The sequence below is a fragment of the Ancylobacter polymorphus genome (genome assembly GCF_022836935.1).
Lineage (GTDB): Bacteria > Pseudomonadota > Alphaproteobacteria > Rhizobiales > Xanthobacteraceae > Ancylobacter > Ancylobacter polymorphus_A.
Window position 1 is genome coordinate 822,253 of the sequence record NZ_CP083239.1, and the last position, 18,311, is coordinate 840,563.

Below are 18,311 nucleotides of genomic sequence, written 5' to 3' on the forward strand. Positions count from 1 at the left end.
CTTCTCCGGCTCAGTCTCGGGGTCGCAAAGTTCCGCCGCGGGACAGTGGCTGGACGAGCGAGCGGTAAATGCCAAGCCAGCCCTTGAGCGGTCGTTCCTCCTCATCAAGCGCCGCGAGCCGCGATGCAATTGCGTCGGAATCGACCTCAAGTTTGATGGCGCTCCCCGCGAGATCGATTGCGATCATGTCGCCGTCGCGGACAATCGCGAGCGGTCCGCCTTCCGCGGCTTCGGGCATCACCTGCCCGACGGCAAAGCCGCCGTTCAACCCGGACAATTGCCCGTCTGTAATAACAGCGATGTCCTCCGAGAGGCCCGCGCCCTTTACGGCGGCCACAAACCACGAAGCCGACGCTACGCCCGGGCCACCGCGGGCGCCCAACCCGCGCAGTACAACGACATCGCCCGGCCGGATTTGCCCCGCTTTGAGACTGGCAAGTGCGTCTTCCTGACTCTCGAACACACAGGCGGCACCCCGGAATGACACGCGCTTGCGTCCGCTGCCGAGCTTCATGATCGCGCCGTCGGGCGCAAGCGATCCTTTGAGGATGATGACCGAAGGACCAGGCTTCACCGGTTTATCCAGTGTGGCCATGTCGGAGCCAGCTGCGTGCGGCGTGTCCAGAATGTCGGACAACGCGCCGCTGCATGTCATGACTTCGAGATTCAGAAGTGGCGCAAGACGGCGCAACAATGTCTGCACGCCGCCGGCGGCGTCAAGATCTTCGATGCGGCTGGGTCCGTTCGGCTTGATCGCGCACAGCAGCGGAATGTCGGGGCCAATCTCGTCCACGATCTTGTAAACGTCGACATCCACGCCGCCCTCCGCGGCGACGCCTTGCATGTGACGCAGCATATTGATCGAGCCGCTGACCGACAGCCCGACGGTGACCGCGTTGCGGAACGCGGCAGGCGTCAGGATGCTGGAAGGACGGATATCATCATCGACCAGTTTTACGATCCGGTGGCCCGCCGCTTCGGCCAGGGCGAGCATCCGCTCGCTGCCTGCCGCGACCGGGGCACTCCCGGGCATAGTCATGCCGAGCGCTTCGGAGATGATGTGCATCGTGTTTGCGGTGCCCATTCCGGCACAGACGCCAGGGCTCTTTATGGCCTCCTCGCACATCTCCTCAATGGTTTCGGCCGTCACGTGCCCGGAGCCGAGTTCGCCGACCGACTCGAAAACGTCTTCTATATCGACCTTCTCACCGTGGAGAACGCCGCACGCCTGGTAGCCACCGATGACGAGTATGGACGGAATATCGAGCCTCGCCGCGGCCATGAGATGAGCTGGCGCGGTTTTGTCGCAACTGCTCAGGCAGACCATGCCGTCGAGCACCGCGCCTTCGACCGCGACCTCGATGTCGTTCACCATCAAATCGCGCGAGGGCATCAGGTAACGTCCGCCAAGACCCGCACCGGTGATAAAGTCGCTTGGCGCCGCGGTTCTGATCTCGAACGGAACGCCGCCGGCATCGCGTATGCCCTGCTTTACCCGTTCGGCAACCTTATCGAGGTGACTGAAGCAGATCGAAAGCTCCGAAGACGTATTGACGACAGCAATCTTCGGCTTTTCCATGTCCTCGTTGGAAATGCCGAGTGCCCGCCACTGCGCGCGCCGGATAGCCCATCGGGTCGTGCCGCGTTCAAAATTTGAGCGGTAAGCCTTCATCACAGTGTCCGTTCAGATATGTGGTTGCCGAGAAAGGCGCCTTGTTCCAGAAGGCGTGCCTGCACGGCGGCAACATCAATGTCGCGGAGCGCGAGCCGCTCACGCGATGCAAAGGCCGCTGCAACACCGGCCGCTTCTCCCATGGCCATGCATGTCGCCGCGACACGCATCGAGGCATGGGCATCGTGGGAAGCCGACGCGCAGCGCCCCGCCACGAGCAAGCCCTCGATGCCGCGTGGCAGCATGATGCGGAACGGAAGCTGATAGTAAGTACCCGGCTTCAGGAACACCCAACGCGTGGCGCGTCCGGCGGAGTGCTCCTCAACCGGCCACGCGCTGCACGCAATCGCGTCGTCAAATCGCGCTTCGTTAAGAACGTCGTTGAGTTCGAGCCAGTAGTCGCCGCGCACCCGGCGGCTTTCGCGGATGCCGATCTCCGCGCCTATATCGGCGATGTAGCAATCCTCGAATCCCGGTACGAAGCGGCGGAACGCCTGTTCGTAGAGTGCGAGCTGCCGCCGTCCTTCCATTTCCGCCCAGGCGAGATCGTCCGAATCCAGAAGGTCCGGGGGGGCACCGTCGCGGCTGACGCGCGTGATGTTGAGATGCATGACGCCCGGGCGCGGCGAGAACATGCCGCCGGCTGTGCGCGGGAGCTGCAGGCCAGCTTCGACGGCGCGTTCCAGGCGGTCGTGAAGCTCAGCCCGGGTGATTCCGGAGGCCCGCTCGGTATCTACCCCGGCAAACCGGAACATCGTCGTCGGCGCTTGCAGAAGCGCCGGATCGTACTCGAATGCCGCCCCGGCATGAGCGGCGATGTCGCCATTACCGGTACAGTCGATGACAGTCCGGGCGCGCGCCGCCCAGCGTCCGGCACGGTCCTCGAAGATGACGCCTGAGACACGACTGCCATCCTTCATCACACCGACAGCGGCGGCGTGGAAAGAAACCCGTATACCGCATTCATCGATGATTTCATCGGCGACAAGCCGCAGCGTCGGAGCATCGTAAGGCATCGACGCGGTTTCCAGCCAGCGCAACGGCCCGTTGGCGCCACCCGCCTTTTTCAGCCGCTCGACCAGTTCGGCGACAAAGCCGCCGGCGACCTGCATGATCTCGTCGCCGTCAATCGTGTACATGCCGCAAATGCTTCCGAGCGTCACATTGGTGAGCGTCCCGCCCAGGAAGCCGTAGCGTTCCACGAGCAGAACCCTAGCTCCGTTGCGGACGGCGCTGACCGCGGCGGCGAGGCCGGCAGCGCCTCCCCCCACGACAAGTACGTCCACATCCTCCCGAACCGGTGTTTGTCGGGCAGGTTCGGTGACGAAGCCGATGTCCGGCTGAGAAGATCCCGCTGAGGGCATGAAGGCCTCCGTGCCGCCTGTTCGTAGAGCCGAATGGGCGCGAGGCTATCTGGCTATACCAATTTGGTAAAGTCAGATGTTTGAATCATGATAACCGTCCCGATCACGATTGACGATGATAAACCGCGGTGTTAATTGGACAGACCAATTTGGTCTATCCGTAGAAACTGCCTTCAAGCAGATGCTGCACGAGGGGACGCTAAAAAGGGAAATATGAGATGTCAGACCGCAAGTTGAAGTTTTACGCGTGGGGGTATGAAGACGAGGTCGTCACCAAGGACGAAATCGCCAGCATGGAAAAGAAGTGGTCGAAATATCTCGGCATCAAGGACTACAAAGTCACCCCCCCGCCCACGCTTGATGAAATCACCGTCCCGGCATCGCGTGTAAATCCGCCCGCCAGCCTCGCGCGTATCTGCACGACCGAGAAGTATGAGCGCCTCGCGCACACCTATGGCAGCTCCGCGCATGACTACTCCCGCGCCTTTCGTCGCGATTTCAGCAATCCGCCGGATGTCGTGGCCTATCCGCGCAACGAGCGCGACGTGCTCGATGTTCTCGACTGGTGCTCGAACGACAACATCGCCGTGACGCCATATGGCGGCGGTTCGAGCGTTGTTGGCGGCGTGGAGCCAAGCCGCGACACGCGCTACGCGGGAACGCTCTCACTCGATCTGCGCTATCTCAATCAGGTGCTCGAGATCGACAAGGAATCGGAATGCGCCCGAGTTCAGGCCGGCATTTTCGGCCCGGAACTTGAGCGTCAACTCAAGCCGAGCGGCCTGACCATGCGTTTCTTCCTGCAATCGTTCGAGTTTTCGACGCTCGGCGGATGGATCGCCACCCGGGCCGCCGGCCATTACGCCACTATCGCCACGCAGATCGACGATCATGTTCAGAGCATGCGTGTCGCGACGCCGTCTGGCATGTATGAGTCGCGCCGCTTTCCGGTTTCTGGCGCCGGCCCGAATCCGGACCGGGTCTTCATCGGGTCGGAAGGTGCTCTTGGCGTCATTACGGAGGCGTGGATCCGTCTGCGCAAGCGCCCGACCTACCGCAAATCCGTGACCGTGAAATTCGCGGACTTCTACAAAGGGGCCGATGCCGTCCGCGTCATTTCCCAGAGCGGTCTTTACCCCGCGAACTGCCGCCTGATCGACGCTTTTGAAGCGGAGTTCAACGGCGCGGGCGATGGCACGCATTCGATCCTGGTTCTGGGCTTTGAATCGGCGGATCACCCCGTCGATCACTGGCTCGCGCGCGCAATCGAAATCTGCGGCGATTACGGCGGAACGGCGGAAGTGCCCGACGCTCCGGACAGCCACAAGGCCGGTTCGGCCGGTCAGTGGCGCGACACCTTCATCCGTGCGCCATACTATCGCGAGCACGCGATCGCGCGCGGCGTGATGCGCGAGACGTTCGAGACCTGCATCACCTGGGACCGCTTCAAGGACTTCCACCAGAACTTCACGGATGCGATGCGCAAGGCCGTGCAGGATGTAACGGGACGGCCGGGGACGGCGAGCTGCCGCTTCACTCACATCTATCCGGATGGTCCGGCGCCGTACTTCACCTATCACGGCTACGGGGATCAGGATCGTCTGGTCGAACAGTTCTGGGACATCAAGCGCGCGATTTCGTCGGCGATGGTCCGCTTCGGTGGCACGATCACCCATCATCACGCGCTCGGACGCGATCATCGCGAATGGTACGACCGCGAGCGCCCGGACCTGTTTGCGAAGGCTTTCGAGGCCATGAAGTCCGAGCTTGACCCGCGCTGGATTCTGAACCCCGGAATTCACATCGACCCGCCAAAATAAACGCGATGAGGGAGGCTGGCTAGTTCCATGGCGGTCGGCTTCCCTCTCTGCATCTCGATATGTACGCAGGAGGCCAAGGCGCCAGTAATGTCTACCATCTTTATATTCGGTGCGTCTTACGGGTCGCTGCTCGCAACGAAGCCCGCAATCTCTAAAGGAAAAGATCGCCGCGGCAACAGCCAATAACTGCGATCCGCTCGACCTTTTCCCCTGTTTCGGTCACCCTCTCGACCGCAACTCCGCGCCCCGGCTTCGGCCGGGGCGTTCTTTGTTCGCTGCAGCGTTCTGAGCCATGGCGGCATATCCACCGCGCGTTCCGGGGATGTAAAGGCTCGCTTGAAAGGGCGCAATCTGTGGTTTGCGCGCCAAACCATATTGGTATTACCAGCCTCGACTTGGTAAGATGCATGTAAGAAGCTGGCGGCAACGGGGCATAGTCTTGCCGGCGCCGGACCAATCGAGAGGAATGCCGCAATGCAACAAGCTTCATTGGTCGCGATCGGCAACATAATGTCTCTTGTGCGTGCGAAGCGCATCGAGGCAGGCGAGAGGTTGCCGTCCGAGCGCGATCTCGCCGAGCGCTTTGACATGAGCCGCGGCGTCATTCGTGAGGCGCTGGCGACGCTCGAAGTCATGCGGTTTATCGAACGCCGGCCGAACTCCGGGATCTATCTGCGCGACACCGAAGTGGAGGGCAGTTTTGAGGCGCTCGTTCTGCAAGCTCATCTCGGGCTGCCAATCAAGACCTCCGAGATCGTACAGGCGCTTGAGCTAAGGCGTATTATGGAAGTGCAGGCGACACGGCTTGCATGTGAGCGAGCGACCGCCAAGGATTTGCGAGCTATCCGCGCAATTCTCGAAGAAGCGGACAAGCGGATCGCGGAGGGAAAGACGATCGAGGCGGAAGACCAGAGCTTTCACCTCGCCATCGTCGCGGCCACCAAAAACGACGTTTTTCTGCGTGTCGTGAATGCGTTTTATGAGGTCTCGCGTCCGCGGCGCAAAGTCAACTTTCAGAACGTCGAGAAATCGGCGCTTTCGAGCCGCGATCATTACAAAGTCTATGAAGCGCTCGAAAAGGGAGATGCGGATGCCGCGGCCGAAGCGATGGAGCGCCATCTCCTGAGCGCCGCCGCGCACTGGAAGGAACTTCTCGCGGCCAATCCGCGCCAGCTCAAGCAGCTTGTCCAGGAAACTACGGACGAACATTGACCCACGGTCGCCCTCGCCGCCTCTTATTCCTCGTGCGGCCGGAGCGTTTGATCGCGCGGCATACGTTCTAAACCCCCTCTTGCAGTTGGGCCGCAATTCTCTGCGCGTACATTTATTGCCAGTGCCAACAGTTATGCAGGCCGAACGCGCGCCATGCAGATTTCAGCGGACATCAAAGACCAGGACGCTCGGAAGCCCGCAGTGAATGTTCGCTCCTGTAAAACTAAGGATGCATAGCAAGCGCTGCGCACGAGCATAAAGCGCTTTGACAATCGCTAAATTGGTACTACCATATTCGTGGATCCAGTTTACTGGAGGAACTCGAGTGTGATAAGAGGCGCGAACCAAAAACTGATCGCTTGTTCCTGAGGGATTAGAACCTGCGCACAAAACCGCGCAGGCGCTTCGGGGACCGAAAAATGACGGGGAGAGTAATGGCCGAGGTCGAGCTGAAGAATGTTGTAAAAAAGTATGGGGCTCTTAGTGTCGTCCACGATTTCAATCTGAAGATTGAAGACGGTGAATTCGTCGTCTTTCTCGGTCCGTCCGGCTGCGGAAAATCGACCACTTTGCGGATGATCGCCGGACTTGAGGATATCGGCGGCGGATCGATCCGGATCGGAAGCCGCGACGTAACTCATCTTGAGCCGAAGGACCGGAACATCGCGATGGTGTTCCAGAACTACGCGCTCTATCCGCACAAAACCATTTACGAGAACATGGCGTTCGGTCTGCGTCTGGCGAAAGTGCCGGAGCAGGAAATCGCCAAGCGGGTCGCCGATGCTGCGAAGATGCTGGACCTCGCGGAACTTCTCGAGCGGAAGCCGAAGCAGCTATCGGGCGGGCAGATGCAGCGCGTGGCGCTCGGCCGCGCTCTTGTGCGCAATCCCGACGTCTTTCTGCTGGATGAGCCGCTGTCTAACCTCGACGCTAAGCTGCGTGTACGTATGCGCGAAGAAATCGCCGCGCTTCATCAACGCATCGGCACGAGCATGATCTATGTCACGCACGATCAGGTCGAGGCCATGACGATGGCAGACCGGATTGTGATCATGAGGGCCGGGCTTATCCAGCAAGTTGGTGCACCCCTGGAAGTTTACGACAGGCCGGAGAACGTGTTCGTCGCATCCTTCATCGGCTCACCGGAGATGAACCTTCTAGAAGGAACAATCAGCGGCAGTGATGCCGTCATCGAAGGCATGCGGATACCGCTGGGCGGAAAGAGCGGCTTTGCCGATGGCACCGAGATCGTTGTCGGCATTCGCCCCGAACATGTCGAGGTTGGTAAGGGCGATCTGCAATTCAAGGTAAACCTCGTGGAACAGCTCGGAATTCAGACGTTGTGCTCAGGCACATGCAACGGTCTGTTCATGCGCATCATGATCGAGCGCCGCGACGATCTCAAGAGCGGTGATGTGCTTGCGTTCAACGTAGCCAAGGGCAAACTTCATCTCTTCGAACGGAGTACCGGGCTGCGAGTAACGCGGGCCGATAAAAAGTAACGACAAAAGGTATTTGGAGGAAACGAGATGACCGAGAAAACCGGAGACGGGCTATCCCGTAGAAAATTTCTAGCATCCGTCGGCGCGGTGGGCGCCGCCAGCGTGCTTTACACGCCAGCTGTCCATGCGCGAGCGAAATCGGTTCGGATGTTAAACAACGAAACGTCGATCGACACGATTAGAGCGCTTCGTGTTGCAGCCGCCGAGTATGAGCGTGCGACGGGCGTGTCGGTCAGCGTCGATTCGGCGCCGCTTGAAGATACGTTCACCAAACTCACGACATCGATCCGCGCCGGAAAGCCGTTCGATATCGCAACCGTACCGTTTGCTGCGCACATTCTTCTTCTGTCTGGCGAAGGACATCTCGTTCCGCTAAATGCGCTGACTGATAAGTACAAGTGGGGCCCAAAATCGCTGATGGAGATCGGCGACACGACCTACTTCTACCCTTATGATTACAATCTGGCATGGATCTACTATCGCAAGGATTTGTACGAAGCCAAGGGGCTCAAGGTTCCCACGGTGTGGAGCGAGCTTTCGGCAAACGCGAGCGCGCTACAGGGAGACGGCATGTTTGGTGCGCTGTTCCCGGTCGGCGCCAACGCCGCCGCGAACTGGTTGTCAACGGGCTTCATGTTTGCAGACGGGGTCAACATCTTCGACGACAAATGGAACGTCGCGCTCGACGCGGGCGATAATCTCGACAAGACGGGCGCCTATCTCGACCTCATGGCTGATCTTTACAAGCTCATGCCGGCCGGCGCGAATCAGGCGAGTTACAGCGAAACGATCTCGAACTTTGTCGCTGGGAAGGTCGCGCATGCGCCGTATTCTGGCCGCATCATCGAGGCGCTGGAACGCAATGCCCCTGATCTGGCGAGCAAGTTCGGTATCTTCCCGTACATGGCTTCCGCCGGGACAACGGAAATGGTCAGTATGGCCAATGACGGCTGGGTGGTTACAAAGAGCGAGAATTCCGAGGAAGCGCTGAAGTTCCTCGAATGGTTTACTGAGAACCAGTACATCAACTATCTGCACAGCGCGCCCATGCACTTCCAGCCCGCGCGTATGGATGTTTACGATGATCCGCGGTGGCTCGCCCATCCGATGATCGAGAAGCACGCGGGAATTGTATCGGAAATGAAACGATTTCTGACCGATCCCAGCGTGAAGATGACCGGCGTCGATACAGATGGGCCGCATCTGGATATGCGTCCGGCAAAGGTATTCGAGCGCTTCATCATTCCTGAAATGCTTGAAAACCGGTGCCTGAAAAACATGCCGGGCGAAGAGTGCGCGAAAGTCGCGGCCGACAAGATTCGTAAGCTGATCGCGAGCTGACGGCATCCAAAAGCCACGGAGCGCCGACCTTGTAGGCGCTCCGTCGACTCTGCCCGGCTCGGAGGAAGAGATGAGCGGAAAATCTACAATCTATGCGTTTTTGGGTGTCGGTCTTCTTACGACGCTCTGCTTTGTTGTCATGCCTGTGATGTTCTCAGTAAGCCTGAGCTTCTACAGGATGGAGTCGTTTGTCGGCGCGCCCGAATGGGTCGGCCTCTATAACTACACGTCGGTGCTGTCCGACTTCGAGTTCTGGCGCGCGCTTGCTAGCGGCAGCATCTATGCACTTCTATCCATCGTGTTGCAGCTTGTGCTCGGGATCGGCCTCGCGCTCATTCTCAATCAATCCTTTCCTGGCCGGGGATTGGTGCGCGGCGTATCGATTCTTCCATATCTTCTCCCGACGGTCATAGTTGTGCTGACATTCAAATGGATGGTAGATGGTTCTGTCGGAGTAATTACAAATCTTTTGGAGGCGTTCGGCCTTCCAGAAGTTCGCTGGTTCGAGACCCCGCATGCGGCCATGATGTCGAACGTTCTCGTGAGCGTGTGGATGTGGACGCCTTTCGTCACGACATGCTTCCTGGCGGGGCTACAAACCGTTCCAGACTCTCTGTATGAGGCCGCGCGGGTCGACGGCACCAACGCATGGCAACGCTTCATCCATGTCACATTACCGATGCTAAAGCCGATCCTGACAGTTGTGATTCTTCTGCGCGGCATCTGGATGTTTAACAAGTTCGATGTGATCTGGCTGATGACCAAAGGAGGGCCTCTTGGTTCGACCGAAAATCTCGCTGTTCTGTCGTATAGGCGTGCATTCACGCAATTTGATGTCGGCGGTGGAGCGGCAGTGGCGACTCTGTCGTTCCTAATCCTGTCGCTTGCAATATTCCTGTACTTCCGCGCATTCCCGCTGGAGACGGACTGATCATGTGGAATACTACTCTCAAAAAAAGCATTCTTAGTCTGGTTGGTCTGGGTATCGTCGCCTATTCGGCATTCCCCATTTACTGGATGATGGTTTCCAGCCTCCGGCCACCGGAAAGCCTGCTGTCCGAGACCTCGCTATTTCCGACTGTATTCACATGGGAGTACTATCAGAATCTTCTCGAGCTTACGGATTACCCAAAGCATTTCGTAAACAGCGTGATCGTCGCGGGCATTACCGTCGTCATCACAATGGTGCTGGCCGTCATGATCGCTTATGCCGTGGCGCGCTACAAAGTCCGCGGGAAGAAGGCGATTGTTATTGCTATGCTTTATGCGTACATGTTTCCGCCACTTCTGGTGGCGATTCCACTCTATGCGTTCTTCATCAAAATCGGCCTCGGCGACAGTCTGATCAGCCTTGTGGCCGCTCACCTCACGCTCACTTTACCCTTGGGCGTGTGGTTCCTGTGGGGTTTTTTCCGCAACCTGCCGTTCCAGATTGAAGAGGCGGCGATGGTAGATGGCTGTACGAGACTTGGCGCCTTTCTTCGTGTCGTCCTTCCGCTGTCGGTGCCTGGTCTGATCACAGTCGCTGTGTTTTCGTTCCTCTTGTCCTGGACCGACTATACATTCGCCGTGATCATGATCTCGAGTGATATGAACAAGACTATCCCCGTCGGGCTTGCTTCGATGATCGGGTCGTTCGACCTGCGATGGGGTGAGGTGATGGCGGGTTCGACTTTGATCGCGGCGCCACTGCTAATCGTATTCACATTCTTGAGTAAGTACTTCATCCAGGGTCTTGGTGCCGGTGCGGTGAAGGGTTGATCTGAAAGCAAAAGGGCGTTTGTCATGTATCCTGAGTTGAGAACGTTGATCGGCGGTGTGTGGGGCGGAGTGGGATCGCCGAAGGTTGAAGTTGTCAATCCGTTCGACGACTCCACACTCGGAGAAGTGCCGATGGTCGACCGCGCCGATCTTGTAGGAGCGGTCGATGCGGCGCGCGCCGGTTTCACTGTATGGAGCAGCATGAGCCCGATCGAGCGCGCGAACATCATGCGTCGCGGTGCTGACCGCGTGCGCGAGCGCGCGGAACAGATTGCTCACATTATCACGCTCGAGCAGGGCAAAATTCTTGCTGAGGCTCGCGTCGAGGTGAAGCTGGCGGCCGAATCGCTCGACTGGTACGCTGATGAGGGGCGGCGCGCTTACGGCCGCATAGTGCCCTCGAACACGCCCGACAGCTGTCAGATGGTGATCAAGGAGCCGGTTGGCGTCGTTGCCGCCTTCTCACCGTGGAATGCGCCTGTGATGACTGCGGTGCGCAAGATCGCGGGCGCGCTCGGAGCCGGCTGCTCGATGATCATCAAGCCCTCGGAAGAAACGCCGGGCGCGCTGATGGAGGTCGCTCGGTGTCTGCATGACGTCGGTCTCCCGGCCGGCGCGTTGAACATAGTCTACGGCGATGGTCCGTTTGTCTCCGGCGCGTTGATTGATGCGGCAGGGGTAGAAAAAATTTCCTTTACCGGTTCCACGCAGGTCGGCCAGGAACTGATGGCGCTTTCGGCGCGCACCGGAAAGCGCACGACCATGGAACTCGGCGGCAATGCACCGTTCATCGTGCTGGAGGACGCCGATCCCGAGGCCGCCGGCAAGCTCGCGGCACTTGGAAAGTTCAGAAACGCTGGGCAGATATGTACGTCTCCGTCGAGATTTTATGTGCATCAATCGCTGCTGGACCGATTCCTCACTTCTTTTGCTGCCGAGGCAGCTTCCATCGTGGTCGGTAGCGGGCTCGATAGCGCTACAACCATGGGGCCGCTTGCGAACAAACGCCGTCTCGAATCGGTCGAGCAGCTCGTTCACGCGTCCGTTGCCGAAAACTGCAAGATACTCACTGGCGGAAAACGGATCGGCAGCAAGGGAAATCTGTTTCAGCCCACCATCGTCGTGGGAACAACGGATCAAAGCACTCTCGTCAATACCGAACCGTTTGGGCCTATCGCGTCGGTCATGCCGTTTGCGGACACCGATGAGGTCATCGCGCGCGCGAACGCGTCCCAGTATGGCCTTGCCGGATACATCGTCACACCATCGGCGAGAAATGCGAGCTATGTCTCAAAAGGGCTCAAGGTCGGCGTGATCGGCATCAACACACATGTTGTACTGACAACGGAGACGCCGTTTGGCGGTATCAAGCACAGCGGGCACGGGCTTGAGGGCGGCCTCGAAGGCCTCGAATCCTATTTCGTGACCAAGTTCATCAATCACAAATACTGAGAGAGCCCTCGTCCAGGGTAACTCAATCAGCGTGAGTCAGCCTCCATTCACATGTAGGCCGGCAACAGGCACCGCGGAGCAGTTTATGTTGTTTGACTATGTTATCGTCGGCGGCGGCTCGGCCGGATGTGTACTGGCAAACAGGTTGTCGGCCAATCCGAACACAAAGGTCGCGCTCATCGAGGCGGGACCTGATACGCCGCCCGAAAACATCCCGGAATCGATCTACGGAGAAGGCTATCTCCCAGACTATTTCAGCCCCGCGCGCTACTGGACGCGTTTGAAAGTCTATCGGTCCGCGATCGGCAACAGGTCGATGGAAGAAGTTGTCCGTGACGAGACGCCGGAGAGATATGAGCAGGCGCGGGTCATGGGCGGTGGTTCCAGCGTGAATGCGCAAATCGCGCTCCGTGGCTTGCCGTCGGACTACAATGAGTGGGAAGCGATGGGCGCCTCCGGCTGGGGCTGGGAAAATTGCCTGCCGTACTTCAAGCGCCTGGAGCGGGATATGGACTTCGACGGCGAGTATCACAACAAAGACGGTCCACTGCCAATCCGGCGCGTGTTTGACGGTGACTGGGCAGGATTTGCCCGTGCGTTCCGCGACGCGCTAGTCGAGAGCGGGTTGCCTTATTCCGCCGATTGCCATGCCACGTTCGAGGATGGCTGCTTCCCATATCCCAAGAACAATGTGTATGGGCGTCGTGTATCCGCTGCGACTGCCTATCTGACGAACACAGTCAGGGCTCGAAGTAACCTGCATGTTTTTAGCGGAACCGAAGTGACCGGGCTTCTTTTCGCGGAAGGAAACCGCGTGAAAGGCGTAAAAGCGTTCCGCAATGGAACAACAGAGGACGTGCTTGGGAACGAAACGATCGTCTCCGCCGGTGCTTTGCATTCGCCGGCAATTCTAATGCGCGCCGGCATTGGTCCTGCCGATCATTTGCGCGAAGTTGGAATCAGTGTGCGCGCCGACAGGCCCGGCGTCGGTTCAAATCTGCAGGATCATCCTCTTGTTGGCCTCGGCGTGCATTTGCGACCAGACGCGCGGCTACAGCCCAACATCAAAAATCCGTTTCTGATGTACACACGGTTCTCGTCCGGTATGGACGGGTGCCCAAAAGGAGACATGAAGATGTCCCTTGGCAACAGGTTCGACCAAAGCGCCGTCGGGCATCAATTCGCCGCGATTCGCGTTGGTCCGGATAAGGCATACTCGCGTGGCCATGTCAGGCTGAACGGGGCGGCGTTGACCGATGAGCCGATCGTTATGTTCAACCTGTTGTCTGATCCGCGTGATATGCAAAGAATGATCGACGGCATCAAGTTTGCGTACAACATACTGACGTCGAAGTTAGTCAGCGGTACCGTTCATTCGGTGTTCGCGGGGGCCTATACAGCGTGGATAAGGCGCCTTAGCAGCCCCGCCCCTCATATGCGCGCCATCACGAAGGTCGGCTCAATGCTGCTGGATGCCGGCGCAATAACCCGCAAGCCTCTGATGATGATCGCCGAGCCAAGAAAGTTCGCGATCGCGAAGATGATCAAGGATGACAAGGCCATCGAAGCATTCGCCCGTGCGACGGTGCTGGGAAACTGGCACGCGGTCGGTACCTGCCGGATGGGGAGAAGTAACGATAAGGGCGCAGTTGTAGATTCGAACGGCCGTGTTCTAGGTGTCTCGGGCTTACGCGTAGTGGATGCCTCAATCATGCCGAGCGTCCCATGCGCAAATACGAATCTTACGACGTTGATGCTGGCTGAAAGAATGTCAGACCTTATCCTCAAGGGCTGATCTGTCTCAATTAGATGGTGAGTATGGAAATGGCTGGAGCACTAGACGGTATTAGAATACTCGACTTTACACACGTCCAATCGGGGCCGACCTGCACCCAACTGCTTGCGTGGTTCGGCGCGGACGTGATCAAAGTCGAACGTCCCGGGGAGGGCGACATTACACGCTCGCAGCTGCGCGATGTTCCGAACGCGGACAGCCTATACTTCACGATGCTGAATTCGAACAAGCGTTCGATCACGCTTGATACGAAAAACCGCACGGGCAAGTACGTTCTCGAGGAACTCATCAAGATCTGCGACGTGATGGTCGAGAATTTCGCGCCAGGCGCTTTGGATCGTATGGGCTTTCCGTGGGAGACAATCCAAAGGATGAACCCGCGCATCATTGTTGCTTCGGTGAAGGGATTCGGCCCCGGTCCGTTCGAAGGCTGCAAGGTTTATGAGAACGTTGCACAGTGCACCGGCGGCGCCGCCTCGACGACGGGCTTTCGCGACGGTCTCCCGCTTGTGACTGGTGCGCAGATCGGTGATTCCGGCACGGGTCTTCATTTGGCGCTTGGCATCGTTACGGCGCTCTATCAGCGTACGCTAACGGGTAGGGGACAGAAGGTTCTCTGCGCCATGCAGGACTCGGTGCTGAACCTGTGCCGCGTGAAGATGCGCGATCAGCAGCGTCTTGGCCGAGGTCCGTTGCTCGAATACTCGCAGTCTAGCGAAGGCATTGCGTTCGGCGATGCGGTTCCGCGCGCGGGCAATGATTCAGGCGGCGGTCAGCCTGGACGCATCCTCAAATGCAAGGGCTGGGAAACCGACCCGAATGCCTACATCTACTTCATCACCCAGGCGCAGGTCTGGAAGCAGGTGTGCGAGGTCATCGGCAAGCTGGAATGGATCGAGCATCCGGACTATGCAATGCCCGCCGCGCGCTTCTCCCGCCTCAACGAAATTTTCAACGAGATAGAGAAGTGGACGATGACCCGGACCAAGTTCGACGTCATGGACATCCTCAACAAGGTCGACATTCCATGCGGCCCGATCTTGTCGATGAAAGAGATTGCCGAGGACGCCTCGCTCTATGCGACCGGCACGTTGGCCCGCGTTGAGCATCCGGTACGTGGTACCTACATAACGGTCGGCAACCCGATCAAGCTGTCGGACAACGACGTTCCGGTCGAGCGCTCGCCGCTGCTCGGCGAGCACACCGAGGAAATTCTCAAGAACATCCTCAAGCTTGACCAGGCCAGTATCGACACCATCAAGGCCTCAGGAGCCATTGGATAGATCAGATCGGAACGGGCGTCTGCAAAGGGTGTCCCGCACTCGCCGTAACGCCAACGCCCGCCGGCTGCTGTCGCACAGCCGCTGGTCAAACGTGGGCCATGCAGGCATTCGCGAAGGCGATTTTGGATAGTTCACTTTGTAGAGGCCGTCTTATCGCGCGCGTGAGCCGCCGCCCGGATTCGGTTGACTTCCTCTGCAAAGGAAGCAATTCGTGGTGGTGCCGCTGAGCGAATGTGGCCCGTACATTCTTCGATACGGTGCAGGCGTCACGACCTGCCAGCGGCACTTTGACTTTCGGGCGGTTCGATGCCTGTCGGCACAATGCCGCATTCTTCCATCAGATCGATGATCTCCGCTTCGATCTCCGTTTTGCTTTGGGTGTCTGGATCGATATTGCCCGACAGAACCCCGTTGCAGAGCGCACAGGCCAGCTTCAGGTGAGACACGATCTCACCGCGGTTAGGAGACACATAGCCGCGCGGCCGCGGGTATCCGACGCCTTGCCACTTCTTGAAGAGAAGTTTGAGCAAGTCGCGCTTGGACAATCGGCCATATTGGTATTGCTCGCGGATGAAGTCCCCATCCGAGAACCGAAGCCGTGGCGGCAGCGTGTGGTCGAGAGCGATCGCCAAAAGCATCGCCGCTCCCGGTTCCGTCAACGGCCCGCCGTCGAGCCTCTTGCTGCTGCGCTCGTCGAGCACATGTTGCATGATCAGAACCTCACGGCACGCGATCGTATGATCGATTTTTCTCTGCCCCTCCTCATCAAAAGGCCCGAAGAACTTCGGCCCGGTTAGGCGGTCGATGACGATGTCGTCGGGATGCGGCAGGATCGATGGTGCAGGCTTGCCCTCTTCCTTTGCCTTTGCGAGCTCCGCGCTCTTTTCCGCTTTATAGGTCGACCAGAAATTATTGCTGATCTCGATCGCCATGGCATGAGCGCGATCAGCCTCCCTGAACTGACCGATGACCAACGCCCCCGCGCGCGAGTTCCCTTTGAGGGCGGCAACGGTCATGGCCTGGATCACCGCTTCGCGTGCCGATACGTCTCGAATCTCATCGCCTTCACGAACGGATATGGTCTTGTCCGCAGCGCGATGCGCGGCGGCAAGGGTTGGCTGCTCCGCGAGGGTTCTGTCGGACGAAGCGGATTTCTTGCGCGGCCGGCCTTTGGGGTTTCCGGACTTGCCTTTCTGGAACCGGGTATGTTCCGGCGGCTTCTTGTAGCCGGTCCCGAAAATGATCGCCTTTTTGGCCTCTTCGTATTTATCGGACTTCTTGGACTTGTCGGGCTCATCTGACTTGTCGGAGTTATCGGCCACGGCGCTTCTCCTTGTTCTGTTTGCTGCTCGGAACCGGCCGGACTTCGAGCGCACGGGCCTGCGCAACCGCATCAAAATCGCGGCCGTCATCGGCAAGGCTTGCCCTTTTGCCGGTGTAGCTCTGCCAACGGGTGATGATGGTGTCGCAATAGGCCGGATCGCATTCGAGGAGGCGGGCATTGCGGCCACAGAGCTCCGCTGCGATGAGGGTTGAACCGGAGCCGCCGAACACATCGAGCACGCTCTCACCGCGGCGCGAGCAGTCGCGGATGGCATCCGCGATCAGAGCGACCGGCTTGACCGTCGGATGCATGGAGAGCTCCTCCATGCGTTTGGCGCCGATGCTGGTGATGCCGGCATAGTCCCAGACATTGGTGCGGTAGCGCCCGGTCTCGCCGAGACCGAAGCTGTTGGTGTGCGACGCCGCGCCGATCTTGAAGACGAAGACGAGCTCGTGCTTGGAGCGGTAAAAGCTCCCCATCCCGCCATTACTCTTGTTCCAGACGCAGAGATTCTTGAGCTCGGAGAACACCGCCCCGCCGGCATCGAGCAATTCGCGCATATGGCGCCAATCCATGCAGACAAAGGCGATGGCGCCGTCCTTGGCTGAGGCCGCGGCATTGCCGAGCGTCGTCGTCAGAAACTCCGTAAACTGGGCCGGGCTCATCTCTCCGGCGGCAAAGGCGAATTCACGATGCTTGATCGCGCCGAGCCCGCCGACATGACCGTCGATCGGCACATTGTAGGGCGGATCGGTGAAAATGAGATCGACCTGCTCACCGCCCACCAGCCGCGCGACATCCGTCTCCAATCGACTGTCGCCGCACAGGAGACGATGACGGCCGAGCTGCCAGAGATCGCCGGTCTGCGTGACCGCCGAGTGCGGCAGATCCGGGATACGATCTTCCTCTCCCTCTCCCGCATCGGGCGATGCCTCCCGCGCTTGGTCGAGCGTCAGGTCGATCTCGGCCAGTGAGAAGCCAGTCAGAGACAGATCGAAGTCGATATCGATCAGGGCCTGCAGCTCGATCGCCAGGATCTCGGTGTCCCAGCCGGCATTGAGCGCCAGCTTGTTGTCGGCCAGCACATAGGCGCGCCGCTCTTCGGCGCTGAGATGTGCCAGCTTCACCGTCGGCACGGCCGCCATACCAAGTTCCTTAGCCGCCATCACCCGGCCATGGCCGGCGATGATCTCGCCGTCCTCCCCGATCAGAACGGGATTGGTGAAACCGAACCGCCTTATGCTGTCGGCGATCTGGCGCACCTGTTTTCGGGAATGGGTGCGGGCGTTGCCGGCATAGGACCGCAAACCTGCAAGCGGGGTCATTTCGATTGTGGGTTCCGTCTCGATCATCGGGATCTCGCTGTTCTTGACCGACGCACATGCCGCGGCGGTCGCTCGTCAGAACAGGATGCGAAAATCCCACGACAGAACAAGGGTTCACCAAGGGCCGAGATTTTCATAAGTACGTACAAAAAAGACAAAAAATAGGACAAATCTCTTCGAAGGGTTTTCGAAGCGCCTTCGAAGATCCTTTGAAGGGGTTTTGAAAGGTAAGCCTTCAAAAAACACGCCGCCGACAATCCTGTGGATTACGCTCGGTGCATCGTGACCGCGCGGATCAAACGCCGGCGGCGCGGACGAATCAGAAACCGCACCGACGTCGCAATCACCACCAGCCACCACGATCCGACGCGCGCGGGTCTCATGTAACGACGCGGACTGCAAGGTTCCGGTCGCCGTTCGCTAAAACGCAATCGCGTCCCACCTATCGGCGCACTCGCCC

The 18,311-nt window shown here is 58.9% G+C and carries 13 protein-coding genes; 9 read left to right on the plus strand and 4 right to left on the minus strand.

Translation table 11 applies throughout. The features are described from left to right. Nucleotides 1–10 precede the first annotated feature (10 nt). Together K9D25_RS03895 and K9D25_RS03900 are read right to left on the minus strand one after the other, a co-directional pair. A complete protein-coding gene (locus K9D25_RS03895; protein ID WP_244379416.1) occupies nt 11–1,672 on the minus strand; it encodes a dihydroxy-acid dehydratase in 1,662 nt (553 codons plus the stop codon). Beyond that, a complete protein-coding gene (locus tag K9D25_RS03900; RefSeq protein ID WP_244379421.1) occupies nt 1,672–3,036 on the minus strand; it encodes an FAD-dependent oxidoreductase in 1,365 nt (454 codons plus the stop codon). The genes K9D25_RS03895 and K9D25_RS03900 overlap by 1 nt, the downstream gene beginning before the upstream one ends. 218 nt (nt 3,037–3,254) lie before the next feature. Here K9D25_RS03900 and K9D25_RS03905 point away from each other — a divergent pair, with 218 nt between their 5' ends. The 9 genes from K9D25_RS03905 (at nt 3,255) to frc (ending at nt 15,202) form a co-directional block, all read left to right on the plus strand. Beyond that, complete coding sequence (locus K9D25_RS03905; RefSeq protein WP_244379423.1) at nt 3,255–4,856, plus strand: FAD-binding oxidoreductase; 1,602 nt, start codon at nt 3,255–3,257, stop codon at nt 4,854–4,856. A 474-nt stretch (nt 4,857–5,330) separates the two neighbouring features. Then, a complete protein-coding gene (locus K9D25_RS03910; protein WP_244379424.1) occupies nt 5,331–6,068 on the plus strand; it encodes a FadR/GntR family transcriptional regulator in 738 nt (245 codons plus the stop codon). A 434-nt stretch (nt 6,069–6,502) separates the two neighbouring features. Continuing rightward, nucleotides 6,503–7,570, plus strand: a complete 1,068-nt coding sequence (locus tag K9D25_RS03915; protein WP_244379426.1) for an ABC transporter ATP-binding protein — start codon at nt 6,503–6,505, stop codon at nt 7,568–7,570. A gap of 27 nt (nt 7,571–7,597) precedes the next feature. Continuing rightward, nucleotides 7,598–8,911: an ABC transporter substrate-binding protein gene (locus tag K9D25_RS03920; RefSeq protein WP_244379428.1), complete on the plus strand. Its 1,314-nt coding sequence runs from the start codon at nt 7,598–7,600 to the stop codon at nt 8,909–8,911. Between the two features lie 70 nt (nt 8,912–8,981). Further along, nucleotides 8,982–9,842, plus strand: coding sequence for a carbohydrate ABC transporter permease (locus K9D25_RS03925; RefSeq protein ID WP_244379429.1), 861 nt, complete (start codon nt 8,982–8,984; stop codon nt 9,840–9,842). A gap of 2 nt (nt 9,843–9,844) precedes the next feature. Further along, nucleotides 9,845–10,672, plus strand: a complete 828-nt coding sequence (locus K9D25_RS03930) for a carbohydrate ABC transporter permease (protein ID WP_244379430.1) — start codon at nt 9,845–9,847, stop codon at nt 10,670–10,672. A gap of 24 nt (nt 10,673–10,696) precedes the next feature. Next, nucleotides 10,697–12,124, plus strand: coding sequence for an NAD-dependent succinate-semialdehyde dehydrogenase (locus K9D25_RS03935; protein WP_244379432.1), 1,428 nt, complete (start codon nt 10,697–10,699; stop codon nt 12,122–12,124). A gap of 85 nt (nt 12,125–12,209) precedes the next feature. After that, on the plus strand, nt 12,210–13,919 hold the full coding sequence (locus tag K9D25_RS03940; protein WP_244379438.1) for a GMC family oxidoreductase: 1,710 nt from the start codon (nt 12,210–12,212) through the stop codon (nt 13,917–13,919). Nucleotides 13,920–13,948: 29 nt separating this feature from the next. After that, on the plus strand, nt 13,949–15,202 hold the full coding sequence (gene frc / locus K9D25_RS03945; protein ID WP_244450787.1) for a formyl-CoA transferase: 1,254 nt from the start codon (nt 13,949–13,951) through the stop codon (nt 15,200–15,202). A gap of 266 nt (nt 15,203–15,468) precedes the next feature. Here the strand turns inward: frc and K9D25_RS03950 are convergent, their stop codons facing one another. Then, nucleotides 15,469–16,524: a DUF5681 domain-containing protein gene (locus K9D25_RS03950; RefSeq protein ID WP_244379440.1), complete on the minus strand. Its 1,056-nt coding sequence runs from the start codon at nt 16,522–16,524 to the stop codon at nt 15,469–15,471. Then, nucleotides 16,514–17,878: a site-specific DNA-methyltransferase gene (locus tag K9D25_RS03955; protein ID WP_244379443.1), complete on the minus strand. Its 1,365-nt coding sequence runs from the start codon at nt 17,876–17,878 to the stop codon at nt 16,514–16,516. The genes K9D25_RS03950 and K9D25_RS03955 overlap by 11 nt, the downstream gene beginning before the upstream one ends. Between the last annotated feature and the right edge of the window lie 433 nt (nt 17,879–18,311).